A 22,448-nucleotide genomic window follows, 5' to 3' on the forward strand; every position below is an offset into this window, starting at 1 on the left:
ATCGCGTCCGCGTTCGTCGTGCTGGAGGGCTGACCGTGCGCCTCATCGAAGGTGTCCCTGGATCCGGGGATCGCGCGGGTTCCCCGGATCCAGGAACACCTTCGCGCTCGGAGGCCGCGCCCGTCCGCCGTGCTCGGATCGACGTGTCGGCGATCGAGCACAACGTCGGCGTGCTCAAGCGCCTGGCCGGCACGCGGGAGCTCCTGGCCGTGGTCAAGGCCGACGGGTACGGGCACGGGGCGGCGACGGCCGCCAGGGCGGCGCTCGCCGGCGGCGCGACCTGGCTCGGGGTCGCGGACCCGGAGGAGGCGCTCGCGCTCCGGGCCGCCGGGATCGACGCGCCCCTGCTCGCCTGGCTCCTGCACACCGAGGCCGACTTCGGCCCGGTCGCGGACCGGGGCATCGATCTCGGCGTCTCGTCGGAGGCGCAGGTGGAGCGCGTCGCGGCCACCGCTCCCGGCGCGGCCGTGCAGATCAAGCTCGACACCGGCCTGTCCCGCAACGGTGTGGAGGCGCGCGAATGGGGCCGGGTGTTCGAGGCCGCCGCGGCGCTCGAGCGCGAGGGCGCGCTCCGCGTGCGGGGACTGTTCAGCCACCTCGCGAACACGTCTCCCGAGGAGGACGCGCTCGCGGAGGAGCGCTTCGCCGATGCCGTCCGGCTCGCGCGCGGCGCAGGCCTCGACCCCGTGCTCCTCCATCTGGCGAGCACCGCGGCTGCCGTCATGCGGGACCAGTCGGCCTTCACGATGGTGCGCTGCGGGATCGGTATCTACGGGGTCTCGCCGTTCGGCGACCCGGAGCGGGTGCCGGACGGCCTCCGGCCCGCGATGACGCTCGCGACCGAGGTGGCCGCGGTCCGGCGGGTCCCGGCGGGTGCCGGCGTCTCCTACGACCACATCTGGCGCGCGGAGCGGCCGACCACGCTCGCGCTCGTGCCGCTCGGCTACGCCGACGGGGTGCCGCGGGCCGCCTCGAACCGCGCGGAGGTGCTGCTCGGCGGTCGTCGCCGGCCCGTGCGCGGCAGGATCGCGATGGACCAGTTCCTCGTCGACGTCGGGGACGACGAGGTGCGCGTCGGCGACGAGGTGGTGCTGTTCGGCGACCCGGCGACCGGTGCGCCCTCCGCCGACGAATGGGGCCGCTGGGCCGACACGATCGGCTACGAGATCGTCACGCGCATCGGCCCGCGCGTCCTCCGGGAGCCCGTGTGATCGAGCGGCTCACGGTCCCCGACGCGGACGCGATGCACGAGCTCGGCGTCCGGCTGGGGCGCGACCTGCGGGCCGGCGATCTGGTGGTGCTCACGGGCCCGCTCGGCGCGGGCAAGACGACGCTCACCCGCGGCATCGGGGAGGGGCTCGGCGTGCGGGGGCCGGTCAGCAGCCCGACCTTCGTGCTCGCCCGCACGCACCCCTCCCTCGTGGGCGGGCCGCCGCTGGTGCACGTCGACGCGTACCGGCTCGGCTCCCCGGCGGAGCTCGACGACCTCGACCTCGACCTCGAGGCCTCGGTCGTCATCGTCGAATGGGGCGCCGGAATGGTCGACGGCATGGCCGATTCGGTGCTCGAGATCCGGATCGAGCGGGCGGCCGACGACACGAGGACGGTCGAGCTCGAGGGCATCGGACCCCGCTGGGCGGCTCTTCCCGCCGTCTGAGCGGAGTGTGCGGACACTCAGCAGGTGGTGACGCGGTGCAGCTCCAGCGTCGCGCCCGCGGGCAGCGACCCCGGGTCCACCCCGTAGGGCAGCGCGACGAGCACGTCACCCAGGCAGAGCCCGAACCGGGCCGCGACCGCACCGGCCCGGTCGCCCGCGTCGAGCGTGTACCGGACCATGTCCGGACCCTCCTGGACGGAGGTGCCGCGGGCACCGGCCCGGTCGCCGCCGTCGAGGACGGGCACGTCCCCGGTGCCGACCGTCCACGTGCCGTCGCCCTGCGCGACGACGCGCACCGTGGGTGAGGTCGTGGGGGTCGGCCGCGGTCCTGGGCCGAATCCTCCGATCGCCAGGCCGGCCGCCGCGGCCACGACGACGCAGGCGCTCCCGATCAGCACCGCGCGCCCCGGCGTGCGGTGCGCCGCGGGGATCACCGGGTCCTGGGCGCCCACGGGCTCGTCGGTGCCCTCCGCGGCCCGCAGGTAGGACGCGAGGTCGTCCGGGGAGGCCCCCGGGCGGTACAGCCGGCGGCGCAGCTCCTCCGCGTCCTCGGGGTCCCGCTCCACCCGCGCACGGTATCCCCTCGTCCTCGGCCCTCGTAGGCTGTCCTGCCGTGCTGCTCGCGATCGACACCTCCGGTGCGTCCTCGGTCGCCGTGGTGCGCGAGGACGGCGGCGTGGTCGCGGCGCTGCTCGACGAGGACGTCCGGGGCCACGCGGAGCACATCGGCCCGATGCTCGAGGCCGTGCTCGACGAGGCCGGGCGCCCGCAGATCGACGCGGTCGCGTACGGCGTCGGTCCCGGCCCCTTCACCGGGCTGCGCGTGGGCATGGCCGCGGCGCGCACCGCGGCGCTCGTGCTCGGCGCCGTCGAGCTGCCCGTGCTCAGCCACGATGCGGTGGCGCTCGCGGCGGTGCGGCGAGGGATGGCCGTCCCGTTCGTCGTGGTCGCCGACGCGAAGCGGCGGGAGCGCTTCGCGACCGTCTACCGGCGGCTCGACGCGGCGGGGCTGCCCGTGCGGGACGGGGAGCCGACGGTCGGAGCGGAGGCGGACCTCCCCGCCCTGCCGCATGTTGTCGGGGTGGTCGACGCCGGTCTCATCGGCGCGGTCGCGGCGCTGCGGCGCACCGCGGGCATCGCGCCGGAGGGGCCTGCGGCGCGCTATCTCCGCAGCCCGGACGTGACGATCGCGACCGCGCGGAAGTCGGTGCTCGGATGAGCGCCGAGGTGCGCACCGCCGGGGCGGAGGACCTCGACGCGGTGATGGCGATCGAGCGGGCGAGCTTCCCCACCGACGCGTGGTCGGAGGCGGCGATGCGCGAGACGTTCGCGACCGGCGACGCCTTCGTGGCGGAGGAGGCGGACCGCGTGGTCGGCTACGGGGCGGTGCTCGCGCCCGCGGGCAGCGGCGACGCGGACGTGCTCACCATCGCCGTCGAGGAGGCGCACCGCGGCGAGGGCGTCGGCGCGAGCCTGCTCGGGCGGATGCTCGAGACGGCCGCCGAGCGGGGAGCGGGTCGCGTGTTCCTCGAGGTGCGCGCGGACAACCCCGTCGCGCAGCGGCTGTACGAGACCCGCGGCTTCCGCGCCGTGGGGCGCAGGCCCCGCTACTACCAGCCGGACGGCGTGGACGCGATCGTGATGCGCCTCGACCTCGGGAGGTCGGCATGAGCGCGTCGGCGCCGCTGGTGCTCGGCATCGAGAGCTCCTGCGACGAGACCGGGGTCGGTGTCGTGCGCGGGCGCGAGGTGCTGGCCAACGTGATCGCGTCGTCCGTCGACGAGCAGGCCCGCTACGGCGGGGTGGTGCCGGAGATCGCCGCGCGCGCGCACCTCGAGGCGATGCGCCCGACGCTCGAGCGCGCCCTCGAGGTCGCGGGGGTCGGCATCGCCGATCTCGACGCGATCGCCGTCACCGCGGGGCCGGGCCTCGCCGGCGCGCTGATGGTGGGCGTCGGCGCGGCGAAGGCGCTCGCGGTGACCGCCGGCAAGCCGCTGTACGGGGTGAACCACCTCGTCGGGCACGTCACCGCGGATCAGCTGCACGCGAGGGGCGCCGAGGCCGTTCCGGTCGAGCTGCCGACGGTCGCGCTGCTCGTCTCAGGAGGCCACACGTCCCTCCTGCTCGTCCGCGACCTCGTCGACGACGTGGAGCTGCTCGGGGAGACGCTCGACGACGCCGCGGGGGAGGCGTTCGACAAGACCGCGCGGCTGCTCGGCCTGCCGTACCCGGGCGGCCCGTCCATCGATCGCGCGGCCGCCGACGGCGATCCGGCCGCGATCCGCTTCCCGCGCGGGCTGACCGCACCCAAGGACCGCGCGCGGCACCGCTTCGACTTCTCGTTCTCGGGCCTGAAGACCGCGGTCGCCCGGCACGTCGAGCGGGCGGAGGCCGACGGCGCCGCGCTCGCGATCGGGGACGTGGCCGCGTCGTTCCGGGAGGCGGTGGTCGACGTGCTCGTCACCAAGGCGCTCGACGCGTGCGCGGAGACCGGCGTGCCCCGGCTGCTGCTCGGCGGCGGCGTGGTCGCCAACCGCCGGCTGCGCGACGTCGCGACCGAGCGGGCGGCGGCCGCGGGCGTCCGCCTGCGCATCCCGCCCTTCGACCTCTGCACCGACAACGGCGCGATGATCGCCGGGCTCGGTGCGCGGCTCGTGGAGGCGGGAGCGGCGCCGAGCGGCAGCGGGTTCGGGGTGGACTCGACCCTGCCGGTCGGGCAGGTCCTGATCCCCTGACCGTTCTCCGCATGTCCGTTGACGGTCACCCGTGCGCGCTGGGACCATGGACGCACCACCCTCGATGAGGAGCCATGAGCGACTACCAGCCCTCCCCGCCGCCGTCCACGCCGTACTCGGGAGCACCCGCGCAGCGGACGAACGCCCTCGCGATCGTCGCGCTGATCCTCGGCATCGTCGTGCCGATCGGCGGCATCATCTGCGGGCCGATCGCCCTCGGTCAGATCAAGCGCACCGGTGAGAGCGGGCGCGGCCTCGCGATGGCCGGACTGATCATCGGCATCGTCCTCACGCTGCTCGGGCTGATCATCACCATCGCCTGGATCGCGCTGTTCGCCACGTTGGCGAACAACGGCTACTCGACCTCGCCCTGAGGGCCCCCGGCGGCCACCCGCCGGCACAGCAGCGCCACCCGCCGGTCGGCCGTGCGGGTGACGATCAGGGTCGACTCCTCGTCGCCCCGGAGGGCCAGCCCCTTGCGGAACGCGGCGGGGTCGAGGTCGACCCCGCGCTTCTTGATCTCGAGCCGCCCGACGCCGCGAGCGCGCAGCTCCGTCCGGATGCGCTGCCGGTCGAACGGCAGCACCGCCTGGACCGCGAACGAGGTCAGGAACGGTGACGAGACCGGCCCGTCGCCCGTGAGGTAGGCGATCCCCGGGCCGACGGGCCGGGTGCCCGTGCGCCGGGCGAGATCGCCGATGAGCCGTGCGCGCACGACGGCCCCGTCCGGCTCGTGCACGTGGTCGCCGAGCGGGCCGACCGGCTCGTCCTCGCTGTCCGCGGGCGCGACCAGCTCGGCGGTACCCGCCGCTCCGGTCACCAGCGCGGCCCGGCGCACGCCGTCCCGGGCGAGTCCTCCGCGCCAGAGCACGAGCTCCACCACCTCGCCGCGGTCGGACACCCACTGCGCCTCGGCGTCGTGGGGGATCGTCCCCCGGTCGTGCGCGGGCGAGAGCTTCACGCCCGTGGGCATCCGTCCAGCGGTCCGGTCGACGAAGTCGAGGGACGGCGAGTAGTCCGCGGGGCCCACGCGCCTCGTGCCCGCGTGCCCGGCCGTCCGCCTGGCCGGGTCGATCCAGGCGGCGTCCACGTCGCCGAGCCCGACCGTCTCCGCGTCGCCGACCACGACCTCCGCCTCCGGGAACGGCGCCAGATTGGCCTGCGCCAGCACCGCCGTCACCTCGTCGCGTTCGACGGCGAGCACCCGCAGCCCGACGGCGGCGATCGCCAGCGCGTCGCCCCCGATCCCGCAGCCGAGGTCGGCCACGAGCCCCGCGCCCGCGGCGCGGAGACGCGCCGCGTGCCGTGCGGCGACGTCGAGCCGGGTCGCCTGCTCCAGGCCGGCTCTGGTGAAGAGCATCCGGTCGGCGAACTCGCCGAACTTCCCCCTGGCGCGGCGCCGGAGGGCCGCCTGGGTGAGGATCACCGACGCCTGCTGCGGCGTGAAGCCTGCGCGTCGCAGGGCGCTGGACGCGGCCAGGGCGTCCACCTGTCCGGCGCGGGACTCGACGTCGACCGCGGCGAGGACACGGGGGTCGAGGAGCGCCTCGAGGTCGCTGCGGTCCACCCGACCACCGTAGGGGTGCCCGGTTGGCACTCGCATTGCGTGAGTGCCAGTCGGGCGCCTAGTGTTAGGGCCTGGCACTCGGTAGCGCCCGGTGCCAATCGAACGTGTAGAAGCACTCAGGAAAGCAGAGGTGGACCGTGTCGGTCTCCATCAAGCCGCTCGAGGATCGAATCGTGATCAGCCAGGTCGAGGCCGAGCAGACGACCGCGTCGGGTCTCGTGATCCCCGACACCGCGAAGGAGAAGCCCCAGGAGGGCGAGGTCGTCGCGGTGGGCCCGGGTCGCATCGACGACAACGGGAACCGCGTCCCGCTCGACGTCGCCGTCGGCGACCGCGTCATCTACTCGAAGTACGGCGGCACCGAGGTCAAGGTGTCGGGCGAGGACTACCTCGTCCTCTCCGCGCGCGACGTCCTGGCGGTCGTCGTCCGCTGAGCCGCGCTCCGCTCGACCGGACGCCCCGCACCGCTAGGTGCGGGGCGTCCGTCGTTCCCGGCGCCTAGGCTCGAGCGGTGAGGTCCGGTGAGCGCGCGGGGTTGCTCTTCGGCGTCGGGGCCTACCTGCTGTGGGGCGCGATGCCCCTCTACTTCCTGCTGATGCGTCCGGCGGGTGCGTTCGAGATCGTGTCCTGGCGCATCGTCTTCTCGCTCGTGTTCTGCGCGATCCTGCTCGCGGTCACGAGGTCGTGGCGCCGCTTCCGCGCGGTGCTCGGCGACCGCCGCGCCGTCGCCTCGTTCGGGCTCGCCGGAGCCCTGATCTGGGTGAACTGGACCGTCTACGTGCTCGCGACCACCACGGGGCACGTGGTCGAGGCGGCGCTCGGCTACTTCATCAACCCGATCGTCACGATCCTGCTCGGCGTCGTCGTGCTGCGGGAGCGGCTCCGCCCCGGTCAGTGGGTCGCGATCGGCATCAGCGCCGTCGCGGTCGTGGTGATCGCGGTCGAAGCGGGGGCGCTGCCCTGGACCTCGCTCGCCCTCGCCCTCTCGTTCGGCGGCTACGGCCTCGTGAAGAAGCGGCTGGGGCGGATCGACGCCGTGTCCGGGCTCACGCTCGAGACGGCGTGGCTGACGCCGGTCGCGATCGTCGAGCTGGTGCTGGTGGGCGCGGGCCCCGGGCTGGCGTACGGCGCAGCGGGCGTCCTCCCGACACTGATGCTCACGTCCGCGGGCATCGGGACGGCGGTGCCCCTGCTGCTGTTCGCCGCCTCGACCAGGCGGCTCCCGCTCTCGGTCGTCGGGTTCCTGCAGTACCTGACGCCGATCCTGCAGCTCGTGATCGGCGTCGCGTTCCTCCACGAGGCGATGTCGGTCGGGCGGTGGGTCGGCTTCGGGCTGGTCTGGCTGGCGCTCGCCGTGCTCATCGGCGAGGGCGTGGTGCGGGGGCGCTCGCGGAGGCCGGCGGTCGCACCCGTCGCCTGACGGTCAGCCGACGACGCCCGTCGAGTGGAACGCCTCGTACTCCACCACGGGGCCCGTGCCCGGGCGCACCAGCGCGGAGAAGGTCACGCACAGCGCCGTCGAGCACGCCTGCCCCTGACCGCCGTCGGCCGCCTGCTCGTCGTTCGTCAACTGGTAGCCCTTCGCGGTGAGCAGCGCGCGGGCCCGCTCGTAGGCGGTGACCGGGTCCGCCACGCGCACCCGGATCACCCAGTCCCCGGGCGCGGCCTCCGTCGTGGACAGCACGCGCCCGGCGACGCGCGGGAAGACGGGCGGCCCGGCCGGCGTCGTGCGGGGTGCGGAGGAGGCGGCGGTGCATGCGGTGAGCAGCAGCGGCAGGCAGCACCCGATCAGCACCGCGACCCGCCGCATCGGCGAACCGTACCCCTTCGTTCCGGTCCGCGGAAGGTGTCGGCGCCCCTCGTTGTAGCGGCGCTACACCACGGGTCACGGATTGCTAACGAATCGGCCGAAAGACCCATCCTGGAAACATGCTCGGAACACCACCTGCATACGTTTTCGGTCTGTGCCGACCTCGGCACGGCTGCCATCACACGCCAGAAGTAAGGATCCGCATGCCTGGAACCCTCCGCACGCGCCGCGGGCTCGCGGTCGTCGCGATCGGAGCGACGGCCGTCATCGCGCTCGCCGCCTGCTCCTCCACCTCGGGGTCCACGTCGACCTCCTCGGCCTCGTCGTCCTCGGCGGCAGCGTCCGGGACGGCCCTCACCGCCGTCTCGACCTGCTCGGGCAGCGAGGACAACAAGACGACGTTCAAGCTGGGCACCTTCCTGCCCCTGACCGGTTCGCTCGCCTCCCTCGGCCCCGCCGCGGTCGCCGGCGCAGGCCAGGCGCTGTCGGAGATCGCGAAGGCGGGCGGCGTCAACGGCACGGCGCCCTGCATCATCTCGACCGACTCGAGCGACACCGATCACCCGACCATCGGCCAGCAGAACATCAAGAAGCTGCTCGCAGCGAAGGTCGGCGCCATCCTCGGTGCCGAGTCCTCGAGCGTCAGCGAGGCCGTCCTCCCGACGGTCGCCGCGCAGTCCACGGTGATGTTCTCCCCGGCGAACACCGACGACAAGCTGACCGGCATCTCGCCGTGGTACTTCCGCGACGCCCCGCCGAACGCGGTCGAGGGCAACGCGCTCGGCCAGCAGGTCGTCCAGGACGGCAACAGCAAGGTCGGCATCCTCGTCTTCAACGACTCGTACGGCACGAACCTCCGCAACTCGATCCAGAAGTCGATCGAGGGCGCGGGCGGCACGGTGACCTACGGTGCGCAGGGCAAGAACCAGGAGTTCCCCTCGACCGAGACGAACTTCAGCTCCGAGGTCTCCGCGGTGCTCGCGACCAAGCCGGACGCGATCATCATCGACGCCTTCGACCAGACGGCGCAGATCCTCCCGGCGCTCGCCTCGGCCGGCTGGTCGATGAAGAAGGTGTACTTCGTCGACGGCAACCTGAACGACTACAGCGCGACCAAGGGCATCCCGGACCTCACCGGCGCCAAGGGCTCGACCCAGGGCGTGAACCCGTCCGACTCGTTCAAGGCGCTCCTGCAGGGCTGGTACCAGAAGAACGAGAACGGCAAGGTCGACGCCTGGGGCTACGCGGCCGAGTCGTACGACGCGGTCACGATCATGGCGCTCGCGGCGGACATCGCCGGTGACTCGAGCCCGGCGAGCATCCAGAAGAACATCCTCCCGGTGACCGGCTCGACGAACGGCACCGCGTGCAAGTCGTACGCGGACTGCCTGAAGCTCATCAAGAGCGGCACGAAGAACATCCACTACGAGGGTCCCTCGGGCATCGGCCCGCTGAACGCGGGTCACGACCCGTCCAGCGGCTACATCTCGATCTACCAGTACGTCGGCAAGGCCCCGTCGAAGTTCCTGAACTCCGTCAAGGGCTGATCCACCCAGAGGACCGGGGCCCGGCCGCGCATGCCGGGCCCCGGTCCCGTACCGCCGACGACCGGAAGGAACCCCGTGCGCTCGAGTTCCCGAACCCGCACCGCCATCCACCGACTCCTCGGCGCCGCAGCACTCACCGCCGGCGCCGTCCTGCTCATCGGAGGCCCGGCGTCCGCCGCCTCCCCGAGTCCTAGCCCTTCGCCCAGCGACACCGTCGTGCAGAGCGCCCGCATCGTCGCGGTGCCGAGATGCACGGTCGACCCGAACCTCGGCTGCGTCGCGGGCACCCTGAACGACGGCAACGGCAACGGCGTCAAGGGCGTCACGATCACGATGAGCGACGCCGGCAGCGATCAGGCGACCACCGCCACGGACGCGGAGGGGCACTTCGCGTTCAAGGTCAGCCAGAACGGCCTCTACACCCTGACCCTCAAGACCTCGACGCTGCCGGCGGGCGTGAAGGCGCAGGTGACCGAGCGCAAGGTGCAGGCGGTCGTCGGCGCGCTCCGGGCCGCGTTCTTCCAGCTGTCCGGGAGCTTCAAGGGCTCGCAGGCGACCACCAGCACCGTGCCCACGACCTTCGCGGGCCTCGCCTGGCAGCGCGCGGCCCAGGGACTGCTCCTCGGGCTCCTGCTCGCGCTCGCCTCGATCGGCCTCTCGTTGATCTACGGCACGACCGGGCTGTCGAACTTCGCGCACGCCGAGCAGGTGACCCTCGGCGGGTTCATGGCCTACCTGTTCGGCACGGTGCTGGGGCTGCCGTTCGTCCTCGCGGCCCTCATCGCGATCGTCGTCGGCGCCGCGACCGGCTACTTCCAGGACCGGCTCATCTGGGGACCGCTCCGCAAGCGCGGTCTGGGCCTGACCCAGCTGATGGTCGTCACGATCGGCCTGTCGTTCGCGGCCGAGTACGTCTTCCAGTACTTCTTCGGCTCGCAGGTGCTGTCGGTGTCGACCGGGATCCAGCTGAACACCGGTCCGCTCGACATCACGCCGGCCGCCTACTGGTCGATGCTCGTCTCGATCGTCGCGCTGGTCGCCGTCGGCCTCGTGCTGCAGCGCACCCGCATCGGGCGCGCCGCGCGGGCGGTCTCGGACAACCGGGCGCTCGCCGCCGCATCGGGCATCGACGTCGACCGCGTGATCCGACTGGTGTGGACCGTCGCGATGGGCCTCGCCGCGCTCTCCGGGGCGCTGTACGCGCTCGTGTACGGCGGCATCCAGTGGAGCACCGGCGTCCAGCTGCTCCTGCTCATGTTCGCGGCGGTCACCCTCGGCGGCCTCGGCACCGCGTTCGGCGCCCTCGTCGGCTCGATCGTGATCGGCCTGGTCGTGCAGCTGTCGACGCTGTTCCTCTCGAACAACGTGAAGTACGCGACCGCCCTGCTCATCCTGATCCTCGTGCTGGTGTTCCGGCCGCAGGGCATCCTCGGCCGGAAGGAGCGCGTCGGCTGACGCGGAAGGCCCATCATGAACTTCCTCTTCACCCTCTTCCAGGACGGCGGCGCCGCGATCATCTCGGCGACCACCGCGGCGTTCGCGATCGCGGCGATCGGGCTCAACGTGCACTTCGGGTACACGGGCCTCGTCAACATCGGTCAAGCCGGCTTCATGCTGCTCGGCGCATACGGTCTCGCGATCACCATCGAGTTCGGCGGCCCGCTGTGGCTGGGCGTCATCGTGGGGTTGGCGGCTGCCGCGCTGTTCGCGCTGATCCTCGGCATCCCGACGCTGCGGCTGCGGGGCGACTACCTCGCGATCGTCACGATCGCCGCCGCCGAGATCATCCGGATCGTCGGCGGCGACCAGTCCCTGGCCCCCGTCACGGGCGGCGTGGCGGGCATCGCCGGATCCCGCTACTCGGGCGAGTTCATCGCGCTGTCGCCGTTCCCGAAGTCCGGCCTGTTCACCATCGGGCCGTGGACGTACCCGTACAGCGCAGGCAACTCGTGGTGGCTGAGCCTCGTCGGGTGGGCGGTCGCCGCACTGTGCGCGCTGGTCGTCTTCCTGCTCTTCCGCAGCCCGTGGGGCCGCACGATCCGCGGCATCCGCGAGGACGAGGACGCGGTCAGGAGCCTCGGGAAGAACGTCTACCTCTACAAGATCCAGAGCCTCGTGCTCGGGGGTGTGATCGGTGCGCTCGGTGGCATGGTCTTCGCGCTCGGCGCCTCCGTGCAGCCGGATGCGCTCGGCCGCACGACGACCTTCCTGCTGTACACGACGCTGCTCCTCGGCGGGGCGGCGACGGTGCTCGGCCCGGTGCTCGGCAGCTTCCTCTACTTCATCTTCGTGGTGTGGCTGCAGGACGTCGTGACGCAGTTCGTGCCGTCGTCGATCATGAACCAGCAGCAGATCCCCGAGTTCACCTACATCCTGGTCGGGGTGGGGCTCATGCTGCTGGTGATCTTCCGGCCGCAGGGGATCCTCGGGAACAAGAAGGAGCTGAGCTTCGGTGCCTGACGAGAACGGCTGGACCCAGGACGGCTACGACTACGACCGGGCGGCGCTGCGGGCGAAGCTCGCCGACGTGCAGCAGGAGCCCGGGAGCGCGAAGCCGCAGCCGATCCTCACGGTCGACCACGTGGTGCGCCGGTTCGGCGGCATGACGGCCGTCGACGTCGACCACCTCGAGGTGCAGCGCGGCGCGATCACCGCCCTCATCGGCCCGAACGGCGCCGGCAAGACGACGTTCTTCAACCTCATCACCGGCTTCGACAAGCCCTCCTCCGCGAAGCCCGCGTTCGGAGGGGGCGAGGGGCCGTTCGCGTCCTGGCGGTTCCAGGGCAGGAGCCTGGGCGCCACCAGCGCCTTCCGGGTCGCGCAGGCCGGCATGGTGCGGACGTTCCAGCTCACCAAGGCGCTGTCGGCGATGACGGTGATGGACAACATGCTGCTCGGGGCGAAGGACCAGCCGGGCGAGCGCATGCTCGCCGCGCTCGCGCGCCCCACGTGGCGCAAGCGGGAGGCGGAGATCCGCGAGAAGGCGGTGGAGCTGCTCACCCGCTTCAAGCTCGAATCGAAGCAGAAGGACTACGCCGGCAGCCTCTCCGGGGGCCAGCGGAAACTGCTCGAGATGGCGCGGGCGCTGATGAGCGACCCGGCGATGATCATGCTCGACGAGCCGATGGCGGGGGTGAACCCCGCCCTCACCCAGTCGCTGCTCGGGCACATCCAGGACCTGCGCGACCGGGGCACCACGGTGCTCTTCGTCGAGCACGACATGCACATGGTGCGGCACATCTCCGACTGGGTGGTGGTGATGGCGGAGGGACGGGTCGTCGCCGAGGGCGTGCCCGCGACGGTCATGCAGCACCAGGCGGTCGTCGACGCCTACCTCGGGTCGCACCACGACCAGGACCTCGGCGACGACAGCGTGCTCGACGAGGACTTCGAGGCGGCCGAGGCGGCCGAGGACGCCGAGCGGGCGGGGAAGAAGGCCTGATGGTCGCGTACACCGGCAACGACGGACCCGTCATCGACGCCCAGCACCTCGACGCGGGCTACCTCCCGGGCGTCAACATCCTCAACGACTGCAGCCTGCAGGCGTACCCGGGCGAGCTCATCGGCATCATCGGGCCGAACGGCGCGGGCAAGTCGACGCTGCTGAAGGCGCTCTTCGGCCTCGTCAACGTCCGCTCGGGGCACGTGCTCCTGAACGGCGAGGACATCACGAACTTCAAGGCCAACCGACTCGTGCAGGCGGGCGTCGGGTTCGTGCCGCAGACGAACAACGTGTTCCCCTCCCTCACCATCGAGGAGAACATGCAGATGGGGCTGTTCCTGCGCCCCAAGAAGCTGAGCGAGCGGCTCGAGGCGATCTACGACCTGTTCCCGGTGCTCGCGCAGCGGCGCAGCCAGCGGGCCGGCGGCCTGTCGGGCGGCGAGCGGCAGTCGGTCGCGATGGCACGCGCGCTCATGATGGAGCCCAAGGTGCTGCTGCTCGACGAGCCGTCGGCGGGTCTGTCGCCGGTCCGGCAGGACGAGACCTTCATCCGCACGCGGAAGATCAACCGCACGGGCGTCACCGTCGTGATGGTCGAGCAGAACGCTCGGCGCTGCCTGCAGATCTGCGACCGCGGCTACGTGCTCGACCAGGGGCGCAACTCCTACACCGGCACCGGTCACGAGCTCGCGGACGACCCGAAGGTCATCGAGCTCTACCTCGGCACCCTCGCGAAGGACGTCGACGAGCTGACCGGGGACGACCTGCCCGCCTGACCCCGGCCCGCGGCCGGACGGGCGGCAGGGAGGGGCCGCGCGCCCCTACCATGGCTGCACGGGGAATTCCCGGGCGAATCACCGGTTTGGGGGATGCATGGCAGACGATCCGTTCGGGCTTCTGGGACTCACCTACGACGACGTGATGCTCCTGCCCGGGCACACGGACGTGATCCCCAGCGAGGCCGACACGTCCACCCGCCTCACGCGGAACATCCGGATCGCGTCGCCGCTGATCTCGTCGGCGATGGACACGGTCACCGAGTCGAGGATGGCCATAGCCATGGCCCGGCAGGGCGGCCTCGGCGTGCTCCACCGGAACCTGTCCGTCGAGGACCAGGCGAGCCAGGTCGACCAGGTCAAGCGCAGCGAGTCGGGGATGATCACCCACCCGGTGACCACGACGCCCGACGCGACCGTCGCGGACGTGGACCGGCTCTGCGGCCACTTCCGGGTGAGCGGCCTGCCGGTGGTGGACGCGGACGGGAAGCTCGTCGGCATCGTCACGAACCGCGACATCCGGTTCGTCTCCCCGTTCGAGAAGGAGACCACGCGCGTCGCCGACGTGATGACGAAGCAGCCGCTCGTGACCGCGAAGGAGGGGGTCGACCCCGACGACGCGATCGGCCTGCTCGCGCAGCACCGCATCGAGAAGCTGCCGCTCGTCGACGACGAGGGCCGCCTCACCGGCCTCATCACGGTCAAGGACTTCGAGAAGAGCGAGCGGTACCCGAACGCCACGAAGGACGACGCGGGACGGCTCAGGGTGGCCGCGGCGATCGGCTTCTTCGGCGACGCGTGGGAGCGCGCGATGACCCTGATCGACGCGGGGGTGGACATCCTCGTCGTCGACACCGCGAACGGCGACAGCGCGGGGGTGCTCGACATCATCCGGCGCCTGAAGGCGGAGCCGCGTGCGGCGCACGTCGACGTGATCGGCGGCAACGTGGCGACGCGCAGCGGCGCCCAGGCGCTCATCGACGCCGGCGTGGACGCGGTGAAGGTCGGGGTGGGCCCCGGCTCCATCTGCACCACCCGCGTGGTCGCGGGCGTCGGCGTGCCCCAGGTGACCGCCGTGTACGAGGCGTCCCTCGCGGCCAGGGCGGCCGGTGTGCCGGTGATCGCCGACGGCGGGCTGCAGTACTCGGGCGACATCGCGAAGGCGCTCGTCGCGGGTGCGGAGTCCGTGATGCTCGGCTCGCTGCTCGCGGGCACGGACGAGAGCCCCGGCGACCTGATCTACGTCAACGGCAAGCAGTTCAAGACCTACCGCGGCATGGGGTCGCTCGGGGCCCTGCAGACCCGCGGCAAGAAGACGTCGTACTCGCGCGACCGCTACTTCCAGGCGGACGTCCCCTCCGACGAGCAGCTGATCGCCGAAGGCATCGAGGGCCAGGTGCCCTACCGGGGCCCGGTCGGCAGCGTCGTCTACCAGCTGCTCGGCGGCCTCCGGCAGTCGATGTTCTACGTCGGTGGCAGGACGATCCCGGAGCTGAAGGAGCGCGGCCGGTTCGTGCGCATCACGGCAGCGGGCCTCAAGGAGTCGCACCCGCACGACGTGCAGATGGTCGTGGAGGCGCCCAACTACCGTCGCTGACCTCCTCCGGTCGCCCTCACCCGCCCGACCGGCCGCCGCACCGAGCACGTCGGCAGGCCGGTCGTGCTCGGGCAGGCCAGAGCGCCCCGTCTCGGCCCGCCGAAGCGGGATCAGCCTGCTGACGTGCTCAGGAGGAGCGGGTCGGAGTTGCGGCGATCAGCTCGTCCGCGATCGCGAGGAGCGACGCGATCGCGTCGGTGTCCGCGATCGCGCGGGCGAGGCGGGCGGCGGCCCGGCGGAACTGCGCGCGGTCGTCGAGCACGTGCAGGACCGCGGCGCGCACCGCATCGGGGGAGGGGCGCTGCTCGCGGAGGTCCACGCCGGCGCCGGAGAAGCGGACGCGCGCGTTCACCTCGAGCTTGTCCTCCGTGGTGCCCGCCACGACGAGCGGGAGCCCGTGGCGCAGGGCGTGGTGCACGGCACCGAAGCCGCCGTTCGTGACCATCACGTGCGCGGCGCGCAGCAGATGGTCGTACGGCATGAACCGCTCGACCCGCACGTTCTCGGGCAGCGGCCCCCCGTACGCCTGCGCGACGGTGGCGGGGGACGGCCCGCCCGTCGTCGCGACCACCAGCACGTCCTCCTCCGCCAGCCCGCGGATGGTGGGCACGATCAGCGCCGTGGGGTCCTGGTTCGCGTAGGTGCCCTGCGTGACGTGCACGATGCGCCGCCGCTCGCGGTAGTCCCACCAGTCGGGCAGGGGAAAGGCGGAGGGGGCCGGCAGCGGACCGACGTAGCGCACCTGCTCCGGGATGCGGCGCCGCGGGTACTCGAACTGCGGCACGCTCACCTGCGCCCACACGTCGGTCGACAGGCCGAGGTCGAACAGCCGTCCCCCGGGATGCACGCCGGTCAGTCGCTCGATGGTCGTGGTGAACGCCCGCCGGATGTCGGCGAGCGCGAAGGTGTCCACGACGGCCTGCATCGCCCGGTTCCGCAGCACGTTGAGCGGGCCGTCCATGGGGGTGATGCCGGTGCCGAAGGGTGCCACGTCCGGGCTGAAGAACGGGAGGGGGACGAGGCCGAGGGTGAGGATCGCGGGTCGTTCCGCACGCGGCAGCAGCCCGATGGCGCTGCTGCCGATGAAGAGCTGCTCGGTGACCACGAGGTCGAGGTGCAGGCTGCGGTGCAGCTCGAGCACCGTCCGGAAGTCCGCCTCCACGGTGTCGAGGAAGAGGGAGCGCAGCATCTCCGTCATCTCCCGCACGCCGCCCCGGACGGGCTCCGGGCCGCCCGATCCGGCGCCCGGGTCGACCTCGCCGTCGTAGGGCAGCCGCACGAAGCGTGCGCCGGCGGCCTCGATGCGGTCGCGGAAGGCCTCCCCGCACAGGAACCACACCTCGTCGCCGCGGGAGACCATGGCCCGGGTGAGCTGGAGCAGCGGCAGCACGAACCCGTCCTGCCGTGAGCTCGTGAAGAGGACCCTGGCCACGCGTCCACTCTTCCCTGCGGGCGCAGGGGCTCCCCGGCTCGGGGAGCCCCCAGTCCGGGGCCCGCACGGCCCCCGTCGATAGGGTTGCCGACCGTGAGCATGGACTTCGAGATCGGCCGGGCGAAGCGCGCGCGGCGGGTCTACGCGTTCGACGACGTGGCGGTGGTGCCGTCCAGGCGCACCAGGGACCCCGAGGACGTCTCGACCACCTGGTCGATCGACGCCTTCCAGTTCGAGGTGCCGTTCCTCTCCGCCCCCATGGACTCGGTCACGTCGCCCGCGACGGCCGTCGCGTTCGGGCGGCTCGGCGGCCTCGGGGTGCTCGGCCTCGAGGGGCTGTGGACGCGCTACGAGGACCCGGAGCCGCTGCTCGCGGAGATCCGCGAGCTGCCGGAGGACCGGGCGACGCAGCGGATGCAGGAGATCTACCGCGCGCCCATCCGCGCGGAGCTCATCTCGGCGCGGATCGCGGAGATCCGCGCATCGGGCGTCCCCGTCGCCGCGGCCCTGTCGCCGCAGCGCACGCAGGAGTTCTCGCAGACCGTCATCGACGCGGGCGTCGACCTGTTCGTGATCAGGGGCACGACGGTGTCGGCCGAGCACGTCTCGAAGTCGACCGAGCCGCTCGACCTGCGCCGGTTCATCTACGAGCTCGACGTCCCGGTGATCGTCGGCGGTGCGGCCACCTACACGGCCGCGCTGCACCTCATGCGCACCGGTGCGGCCGGGGTGCTCGTCGGGTTCGGCGGCGGCGCGGCGAGCACCACCCGCACCTCGCTCGGCATCCACGCGCCGATGGCGACCGCCGTGGCCGACGTCGCCGGTGCGCGCCGCGACTACCTCGACGAGTCCGGCGGCCGGTACGTGCACGTCATCGCCGACGGCGGCCTCGGCAACTCGGGCGACATCGTGAAGGCCATCGCGGTGGGCGCCGACGCCGTCATGCTCGGCACGACGCTCGCGCGCTCGACGAGTGCACCGGGTGGCGGCTGGCACTGGGGGCTGGAGGCGCACCACGAGCAGCTCCCGCGCGGGCGCCGCGTCTGGGTGGGCCAGGCCGCGCCGCTCGAGCAGCTGCTGTTCGGGCCGGCCCACCGGCCCGACGGCACGGTGAACCTGGCGGGTGCGCTGCGCCGCTCGATGGCCACCACCGGCTATTCGGACATCAAGGAGTTCCAGCGCGTGGAGGTCGTCGTCTCGCCGTACGGGGGCTGAGCCGCGGCCGCGTGAACATCCGTGCAGATCCGCCGCCGTCGGATCGGCGCGGAAGGATGCGCAGGTACTCTCCCAGCCCGAAGCACGGCACGCGGTCCGCACCAGGACCGCGGGCACGGACGCAGTGGGAGGCGCGCGGTGGCGACGAGGAACCCGGTCAGGTCCGACGACGAGGTGGCGCCCGTGGCGGCCTCGGGAGCGAGCGGGCTCGGCCCGGCGCAGCGGCGCGCGGCGATCGCCGCGATGCGCGACCAGGAGCTCGACATCCTGGTCGTGGGCGGCGGCATCGTGGGCACGGGCTCCGCGCTGGACGCGGTCACCCGGGGGCTGTCCGTCGGGCTCGTGGAGGCGCGGGACTGGTCGGCCGGCACGTCGAGCCGGTCCTCGAAGCTCGTGCACGGCGGCATCCGCTACCTCGAGCAGCTGAACTTCGCGCTCGTGCGCGAGGCGCTCATCGAGCGCGGTCTGCTGCTGCAGCGGATCGCCCCGCACCTCGTGAAGCCGGTGAAGTTCCTCTTCCCGCTGACCCACCGCGTGTGGGAGCGCGCCTACATCGGGGCCGGCATGGCGATGTACGACGCGTTCAGCTGGACGGGCGGCCGGCCGCCGGGCGTCCCGCACCACCGGCACCTCAGCCGCCGCCAGCTGTACAAGGCGATCCCCTCACTGAAGAAGGGCGCGATGGTCGGCGGCATGACCTACTTCGACGCCCAGGTCGACGACGCCCGCTACGGCGCCACCGTGGCGCGGACCGCGTCGTACTACGGCGCCCACGTCGCCACCCGGGTCCGGGTGGAGGGGTTCATCAAGGTCGGCGAGCGGGTCGTCGGCGTCGACGCGCACGACCTCGAGACCGGTGAGCGCTTCCAGATCCGCGCGAAGCAGATCGTGAACGCCACGGGCGTCTGGACGGACGACACGCAGGCGCTCGTCGGCGAGCGCGGACAGGTGCACGTCCGCGCCTCGAAAGGCGTCCACCTCGTGGTGCCGAGGGACCGCATCCGCTCGACGATGGGCATGATCCTCCGGACCGAGAAGAGCGTGCTGTTCGTGATCCCGTGGGGCCGCCACTGGCTCGTCGGCACGACCGACACGGACTGGCACCTCGACAAGGCGCACCCCGCGGCGACCGCGAAGGACATCGACTACATCCTCGACCACGTGAACGAGGTGCTCGCGGTCCCCCTCACGCGGGAGGACGTCGAGGGCGTGTACGCCGGCCTCCGGCCGCTGCTCGCCGGTGAGAGCGAGGAGACGAGCCAGCTCTCCCGCGAGCACTACGTCGCCCACGTCGTGCCCGGCCTCGTCGTCATCGCCGGCGGCAAGTGGACCACCTACCGGGTGATGGCGAAGGACGCGATCGACACCGCGGCCTCCGCGCTCGACGAGCGCGTGCCGAAGTCGGTGACGGAGGACATCGCGCTGATCGGCGCAGAGGGGTACCAGGCGGCCTGGAACCAGCGCGCGGCGATCGCGGCGCGCACCGGGCTGCACACGGCTCGGGTCGAGCACCTGCTCAACCGGTACGGGACGCTCACCTCGGAGGTGATCGACCTCATCACCGCGCGGCCCGAGCTCGCCGCGGCGATCCCCGGCGCCGACGACTACCTGCAGGCGGAGATCGTGTACGCCACGACCCACGAGGGCGCGCTGCACGTCGACGACGTGCTCGCCCGCCGCACCCGCATCTCGATCGAGGCGTGGGACCGCGGGGTGTCGGCGGCGCCCGTCACGGCCAAGCTGATGGGCGAGGTGCTGGGCTGGGACGCGAAGCACGAGCAGCTGGAGGTCGACACCTACCTCGAGCGCGTCCGTGCCGAGCGCGAGAGCCAGACCATGCCCGACGACGAGTCGGCGGACCGCGTGCGCCTCGAGGCCCCGGAGATCGTGCAGGCTGTATGACCGTGACGTCGCCCGCAGCACCCAGGAGTCTGCGGGCGGCGTTCGTCACGCCGCGCTCGATCGGCCTGCTCCTCGTCGCGGTCGTCGTCGCCGTCACCTTCGCCCTGCTCAGTCAGTGGCAGATCTCCCGTGCCGTGCAGCAGGGCACCGTCGTCGCGCGGGCGACCGAGCGGACCGTGCCGCTCTCCCGCATCGCGAAGCCCGCCGCCCAGCAGACGGACGCGTCGGTGGGGCAGAAGACGGAGGCGCGGGGGCGGCTCGTGCCGGCCGACACCGTCATCGCGAGCGACCGGCTGAACCGCGGCGACCGCGGCTGGTGGGTCGTCGGGCACGCGGTGCTCGACGACGGCTCCCAGCTCGCGGTGGCGCTCGGCTGGACGCGCACGGAGGCGGGCGCGAAGGCGGCGCTGGAGCGGGCGAAGGCCACCCCGCCGGCGGAGACCGAGTTCGTCGGCCGCTACGTCGACAGCGACGCCGCAGAGCCCTCCGCGTCCGGGGATCCTTCCGCCCTCGACGCGGTGTCGACCGCCCGCCTCGTCAACCTCTGGACGCAGGACGTCGGGGCGCCGACCTACGAGGGCGTGCTCACGCTCGCGTCGGCGCCCGACGGGCTCGTGGACATCTACTCGCCGAGGCCGGGCGAGCAGGTCGAGCTGAACCTGCTCAACGTGCTGTACGCGGTGGAGTGGGTGCTGCTCGCGCTCGCCGCGTTCTACGTCTGGTACCGGTTGGTGCGGGACCGGTGGGAGCAGGAGCAGGCCGAGGCCACCGGAGCGGAGTCCGAGTCACGCCCCGTTCACGACAGCGTGTAGAACTTCGCCTACCATCGGGCCTCATGCCCTGGAGCCCACTCCGTGTCCCGCCGACGCGGGATTTCCCGACCATCCGGCGCAGCCTGCTGTTCTACAAGGTCTTCGCCTACGCGACGGGCACCTTCCTCCTGCTCGTCTGCGTCGAGGTCGTGGTCCGGTACGTGTTCGGCTCCGAGCTGGTGGTCGGCGGAGCGCTCGGTGCGGCGGCGTTCGTGCCGCCCGAGCAGGTGCCGTCGGTCGGCGGCTTCAACCTGAGCCTCGCGGTGCTCATCACGCACGGCTACCTGTTCATCGCCTACCTGGTGAGCGATTTCGTGCTCATCACGGTGATGCGGTACCCGATCACCCGGTTCATCATCATCGGCCTCGGCGGCGTCGTGCCGGCCCTCAGCTTCGTGATGGAGCACAAGGTGAAGGGCGAGGTGCGCGCCTACCTCGCGCTGCGCGAGGAGCAGGTCGCGGCCTCCGCGCCGGCCTGACGCGCGCCACCCGCCCGACCGCGCGGGCTCCGATCGCGTCAGCGTGACCCGGAGATGAACGCAGCGGCGGCCTCGTTCGCGTCGCGGGCCGCATCGAGCGGTGCCCGGCCGCGGAGCAGGCCCGCGAGGAACGTGCCCACGTGCGTGTCCCCGGCGCCGTTCGTCTCCACGACCAGCACGTCGACCGCGGGGAGCCGGGTCGGCCGTCCGCCTCGCAGCGCGACGAGGCACCCGTCCGCGCCCTGCCGGACCACGGCCCCGCGGCGGACCGTACCGGCCAGCAGACCGGCGGCCGCCTCCGCGTCCCCGAGCCCGGTCGCCGCCCGCGCCTCCGCGATGCTCCCGCTCCACCAGTCGACGCGGGGGAGGAGCCGCGCGAGGACCTCCGGGTCCGCGTCCGCGCCGAACGGTCCCGGATCGAGGACGACCGTCACCGCTTCGGGCAGCCCGAGCACGAACGCCGCGAGCGCGGGCCCTCGCGCGGGCTGCACGAGCCCGTAGCCGTGCACGTGCACGACGTCGGCGGGGTCGAGGACGACGTCCTCGAGCGCCGGCTCGGCGGACTCGGCGCCCGCCACGGTCACGAACGTCCGCTCGCCGTCCGGTTCGATCGCCGTCATCGCGAATCCCGTGTCCAGCCCGGGCACGGGTGCCAGCGGTGCGGGGACGTCGAGTGCCGCGAGCGCGCCGCGGACGAGGTCGCCGAACGGTCCGGTCCCGATCCGCCCGAGGAACAGCGCGTCCGCGCCGGCCGCGCGCGCCGCGGCGAGCGCGCGGAATCCGCCGCCGCCCACCTCCAGCCGCCCGGCGGCGGCGAGCACGTCGCCGCCGCGCTCGGGCAGGCGCGGCACGGCGGCCACGACGTCGACGAGCGCGTTGCCGGTGCTGACGGCGCGGCCGCTCATCGGAGCGCCAGCAGGGCGTCGACCCGCTCCTCCAGGCCGAGGTCGTTGACCTCGAGCACCGTGGCGACCGCCTCGGCGGGGAACGCGGCGGCGCCGTGCAGCGCCCCGGCCATCGCGCCGGTCATCGCGGCGATCGTGTCGCTGTCGCCGCCGAGGGAGGCGGCGGTGCAGCACGCCTCCCACGGGTCCTCCGGGTGCAGCAGCAGCACGGCGAAGGCGGCGGGCACCGACTCCTGCGTCGCGAGGCTCGTGCCGATCAGCGCGACGACACGGTCGATCGCGGCCGCGCCGGCCGTGAGCTCGGCGGCCCAGGCGATCCGGGCCGCGACCGCGCCGCCCGCGACCCAGCATCCCCGTCGGGCGCCGGACTCCGCCGCGGTGAGGCCGAGCGCCACGGCGGCCGGCAGGGGGAGCCCGTCCACCCCGGCGCTCACCACCGCCGCGACCGCGGCCGCTCCGGCGATCGCGAGCGACGTGTGGTGGGTGACCAGGCACGCCTCCTCGACCGCGTCGACGAAGCGCTCGAGATCGGCGGCGGAGCGGGCGATCCCCACGGGCGCGATGCGCATCGC

At 72.9% G+C, this 22,448-nt stretch carries 24 protein-coding genes; 18 read left to right on the forward strand and 6 right to left on the reverse strand.

Going from position 1 to position 22,448, the window contains the following annotated elements; all coding sequences use genetic code 11:
* Positions 1 to 143: 143 nt before the first annotated feature.
* Positions 144 to 1,211, forward strand: coding sequence for an alanine racemase (alr, locus tag ACTHLI_RS03205; RefSeq protein WP_440181448.1), 1,068 nt, complete (start codon positions 144 to 146; stop codon positions 1,209 to 1,211).
* Positions 1,212 to 1,243: 32 nt separating this feature from the next.
* Positions 1,244 to 1,657 carry a tRNA (adenosine(37)-N6)-threonylcarbamoyltransferase complex ATPase subunit type 1 TsaE gene (tsaE, locus tag ACTHLI_RS03210; protein WP_440181479.1) on the forward strand — a complete coding sequence of 138 codons (414 nt, stop codon included), beginning with the start codon at positions 1,244 to 1,246 and terminating at the stop codon, positions 1,655 to 1,657.
* A gap of 17 nt (positions 1,658 to 1,674) precedes the next feature.
* On the opposite strand, the gene ACTHLI_RS03215 is transcribed toward tsaE, so the two are convergent.
* A complete protein-coding gene (locus ACTHLI_RS03215) occupies positions 1,675 to 2,223 on the reverse strand; it encodes a hypothetical protein (protein ID WP_440181449.1) in 549 nt (182 codons plus the stop codon).
* Positions 2,224 to 2,270: 47 nt separating this feature from the next.
* Between ACTHLI_RS03215 and tsaB the strand changes: the two genes are divergently transcribed.
* The 4 genes from tsaB (at position 2,271) to ACTHLI_RS03235 (ending at position 4,766) form a co-directional block, all read left to right on the forward strand.
* Positions 2,271 to 2,876, forward strand: a complete 606-nt coding sequence (gene tsaB / locus ACTHLI_RS03220; RefSeq protein WP_440181451.1) for a tRNA (adenosine(37)-N6)-threonylcarbamoyltransferase complex dimerization subunit type 1 TsaB — start codon at positions 2,271 to 2,273, stop codon at positions 2,874 to 2,876.
* Positions 2,873 to 3,328: a ribosomal protein S18-alanine N-acetyltransferase gene (gene rimI, locus ACTHLI_RS03225; RefSeq protein WP_440181453.1), complete on the forward strand. Its 456-nt coding sequence runs from the start codon at positions 2,873 to 2,875 to the stop codon at positions 3,326 to 3,328. Before tsaB ends, rimI begins: the two co-directional genes overlap by 4 nt.
* The gene (gene tsaD, locus ACTHLI_RS03230) at positions 3,325 to 4,392 is read left to right on the forward strand and encodes a tRNA (adenosine(37)-N6)-threonylcarbamoyltransferase complex transferase subunit TsaD (RefSeq protein ID WP_440181455.1); all 1,068 of its coding nucleotides are present in this window, start codon (positions 3,325 to 3,327) and stop codon (positions 4,390 to 4,392) included. The genes rimI and tsaD overlap by 4 nt, the downstream gene beginning before the upstream one ends.
* Positions 4,393 to 4,466: 74 nt before the next feature.
* A complete protein-coding gene (locus ACTHLI_RS03235) occupies positions 4,467 to 4,766 on the forward strand; it encodes a DUF4190 domain-containing protein (RefSeq protein ID WP_440181457.1) in 300 nt (99 codons plus the stop codon).
* Here the strand turns inward: ACTHLI_RS03235 and ACTHLI_RS03240 are convergent.
* Positions 4,748 to 5,959 carry a THUMP-like domain-containing protein gene (locus tag ACTHLI_RS03240; protein ID WP_440181459.1) on the reverse strand — a complete coding sequence of 404 codons (1,212 nt, stop codon included), beginning with the start codon at positions 5,957 to 5,959 and terminating at the stop codon, positions 4,748 to 4,750. The genes ACTHLI_RS03235 and ACTHLI_RS03240 overlap by 19 nt on opposite strands.
* A gap of 137 nt (positions 5,960 to 6,096) precedes the next feature.
* On the opposite strand from ACTHLI_RS03240, the gene groES reads away from it, so the two are divergent.
* Entirely contained in the window at positions 6,097 to 6,393 is a 297-nt protein-coding gene (gene groES, locus ACTHLI_RS03245; protein ID WP_133764920.1) for a co-chaperone GroES, read from the forward strand.
* A gap of 77 nt (positions 6,394 to 6,470) precedes the next feature.
* Positions 6,471 to 7,379: an EamA family transporter RarD gene (rarD, locus tag ACTHLI_RS03250; protein WP_440181460.1), complete on the forward strand. Its 909-nt coding sequence runs from the start codon at positions 6,471 to 6,473 to the stop codon at positions 7,377 to 7,379.
* 3 nt (positions 7,380 to 7,382) lie between these two features.
* On the opposite strand, the gene ACTHLI_RS03255 is transcribed toward rarD, so the two are convergent.
* Complete coding sequence (locus tag ACTHLI_RS03255; protein WP_440181462.1) at positions 7,383 to 7,769, reverse strand: hypothetical protein; 387 nt, start codon at positions 7,767 to 7,769, stop codon at positions 7,383 to 7,385.
* A 203-nt stretch (positions 7,770 to 7,972) separates the two neighbouring features.
* On the opposite strand from ACTHLI_RS03255, the gene ACTHLI_RS03260 reads away from it, so the two are divergent.
* The 6 genes from ACTHLI_RS03260 to guaB all read left to right on the forward strand — a co-directional run bounded on the left by ACTHLI_RS03260 (position 7,973) and on the right by guaB (position 15,131).
* Positions 7,973 to 9,316, forward strand: coding sequence for an ABC transporter substrate-binding protein (locus tag ACTHLI_RS03260; protein ID WP_440181463.1), 1,344 nt, complete (start codon positions 7,973 to 7,975; stop codon positions 9,314 to 9,316).
* A 216-nt stretch (positions 9,317 to 9,532) separates the two neighbouring features.
* Complete coding sequence (locus tag ACTHLI_RS03265; protein WP_440181465.1) at positions 9,533 to 10,771, forward strand: branched-chain amino acid ABC transporter permease; 1,239 nt, start codon at positions 9,533 to 9,535, stop codon at positions 10,769 to 10,771.
* Between the two features lie 15 nt (positions 10,772 to 10,786).
* On the forward strand, positions 10,787 to 11,776 hold the full coding sequence (locus tag ACTHLI_RS03270; RefSeq protein ID WP_440181466.1) for a branched-chain amino acid ABC transporter permease: 990 nt from the start codon (positions 10,787 to 10,789) through the stop codon (positions 11,774 to 11,776).
* Positions 11,769 to 12,758, forward strand: coding sequence for an ABC transporter ATP-binding protein (locus tag ACTHLI_RS03275; RefSeq protein WP_440181468.1), 990 nt, complete (start codon positions 11,769 to 11,771; stop codon positions 12,756 to 12,758). Before ACTHLI_RS03270 ends, ACTHLI_RS03275 begins: the two co-directional genes overlap by 8 nt.
* Positions 12,758 to 13,534 (forward strand): ABC transporter ATP-binding protein, encoded by a 777-nt coding sequence (locus ACTHLI_RS03280; protein ID WP_440181469.1) that lies wholly within the window; start codon positions 12,758 to 12,760, stop codon positions 13,532 to 13,534. Before ACTHLI_RS03275 ends, ACTHLI_RS03280 begins: the two co-directional genes overlap by 1 nt.
* Positions 13,535 to 13,631: 97 nt before the next feature.
* Positions 13,632 to 15,131 carry an IMP dehydrogenase gene (gene guaB / locus ACTHLI_RS03285; RefSeq protein WP_440181471.1) on the forward strand — a complete coding sequence of 500 codons (1,500 nt, stop codon included), beginning with the start codon at positions 13,632 to 13,634 and terminating at the stop codon, positions 15,129 to 15,131.
* 127 nt (positions 15,132 to 15,258) lie between these two features.
* Here the strand turns inward: guaB and ACTHLI_RS03290 are convergent, their stop codons facing one another.
* Entirely contained in the window at positions 15,259 to 16,563 is a 1,305-nt protein-coding gene (locus tag ACTHLI_RS03290; protein ID WP_440181472.1) for a nucleotide disphospho-sugar-binding domain-containing protein, read from the reverse strand.
* Between the two features lie 99 nt (positions 16,564 to 16,662).
* Between ACTHLI_RS03290 and ACTHLI_RS03295 the strand changes: the two genes are divergently transcribed.
* The 4 genes from ACTHLI_RS03295 (at position 16,663) to ACTHLI_RS03310 (ending at position 20,971) form a co-directional block, all read left to right on the forward strand.
* Positions 16,663 to 17,778 (forward strand): GuaB3 family IMP dehydrogenase-related protein, encoded by a 1,116-nt coding sequence (locus ACTHLI_RS03295; protein WP_440181481.1) that lies wholly within the window; start codon positions 16,663 to 16,665, stop codon positions 17,776 to 17,778.
* 243 nt (positions 17,779 to 18,021) lie between these two features.
* Entirely contained in the window at positions 18,022 to 19,680 is a 1,659-nt protein-coding gene (locus ACTHLI_RS03300; RefSeq protein WP_440181483.1) for a glycerol-3-phosphate dehydrogenase/oxidase, read from the forward strand.
* Positions 19,677 to 20,492, forward strand: a complete 816-nt coding sequence (locus ACTHLI_RS03305) for an SURF1 family protein (protein ID WP_440181474.1) — start codon at positions 19,677 to 19,679, stop codon at positions 20,490 to 20,492. The genes ACTHLI_RS03300 and ACTHLI_RS03305 overlap by 4 nt, the downstream gene beginning before the upstream one ends.
* A 23-nt stretch (positions 20,493 to 20,515) precedes the next feature.
* A complete protein-coding gene (locus ACTHLI_RS03310) occupies positions 20,516 to 20,971 on the forward strand; it encodes a DUF3817 domain-containing protein (protein WP_440181475.1) in 456 nt (151 codons plus the stop codon).
* 38 nt (positions 20,972 to 21,009) lie between these two features.
* On the opposite strand, the gene ACTHLI_RS03315 is transcribed toward ACTHLI_RS03310, so the two are convergent.
* Positions 21,010 to 21,876, reverse strand: coding sequence for a PfkB family carbohydrate kinase (locus ACTHLI_RS03315; RefSeq protein WP_440181476.1), 867 nt, complete (start codon positions 21,874 to 21,876; stop codon positions 21,010 to 21,012).
* The coding region (locus tag ACTHLI_RS03320) for an ADP-ribosylglycohydrolase family protein (RefSeq protein WP_440181478.1) at positions 21,873 to 22,448 on the reverse strand (576 nt) is incomplete at its 5' end. The genes ACTHLI_RS03320 and ACTHLI_RS03315, both read right to left, overlap by 4 nt.

Source organism: Amnibacterium sp., assembly GCF_051956055.1.
GTDB lineage: Bacteria > Actinomycetota > Actinomycetes > Actinomycetales > Microbacteriaceae > Amnibacterium.

Coding starts and splice junctions, on each gene's coding strand:
- tsaE (WP_440181479.1), top strand. CDS start 1,244: ATGCACGAGCTCGGCGTCCGGCTGGGGCGCGACCTGCGGGCCGGCGAT.
- rimI (WP_440181453.1), top strand. CDS start 2,873: ATGAGCGCCGAGGTGCGCACCGCCGGGGCGGAGGACCTCGACGCGGTG.
- tsaD (WP_440181455.1), top strand. CDS start 3,325: ATGAGCGCGTCGGCGCCGCTGGTGCTCGGCATCGAGAGCTCCTGCGAC.
- ACTHLI_RS03235 (WP_440181457.1), top strand. CDS start 4,467: ATGAGCGACTACCAGCCCTCCCCGCCGCCGTCCACGCCGTACTCGGGA.
- ACTHLI_RS03255 (WP_440181462.1), bottom strand. CDS start 7,769: ATGCGGCGGGTCGCGGTGCTGATCGGGTGCTGCCTGCCGCTGCTGCTC.
- ACTHLI_RS03260 (WP_440181463.1), top strand. CDS start 7,973: ATGCCTGGAACCCTCCGCACGCGCCGCGGGCTCGCGGTCGTCGCGATC.
- ACTHLI_RS03270 (WP_440181466.1), top strand. CDS start 10,787: ATGAACTTCCTCTTCACCCTCTTCCAGGACGGCGGCGCCGCGATCATC.
- ACTHLI_RS03280 (WP_440181469.1), top strand. CDS start 12,758: ATGGTCGCGTACACCGGCAACGACGGACCCGTCATCGACGCCCAGCAC.
- guaB (WP_440181471.1), top strand. CDS start 13,632: ATGGCAGACGATCCGTTCGGGCTTCTGGGACTCACCTACGACGACGTG.
- ACTHLI_RS03295 (WP_440181481.1), top strand. CDS start 16,663: ATGGACTTCGAGATCGGCCGGGCGAAGCGCGCGCGGCGGGTCTACGCG.
- ACTHLI_RS03300 (WP_440181483.1), top strand. CDS start 18,022: ATGCGCGACCAGGAGCTCGACATCCTGGTCGTGGGCGGCGGCATCGTG.
- ACTHLI_RS03305 (WP_440181474.1), top strand. CDS start 19,677: ATGACCGTGACGTCGCCCGCAGCACCCAGGAGTCTGCGGGCGGCGTTC.
- ACTHLI_RS03310 (WP_440181475.1), top strand. CDS start 20,516: ATGCCCTGGAGCCCACTCCGTGTCCCGCCGACGCGGGATTTCCCGACC.
- ACTHLI_RS03315 (WP_440181476.1), bottom strand. CDS start 21,876: ATGAGCGGCCGCGCCGTCAGCACCGGCAACGCGCTCGTCGACGTCGTG.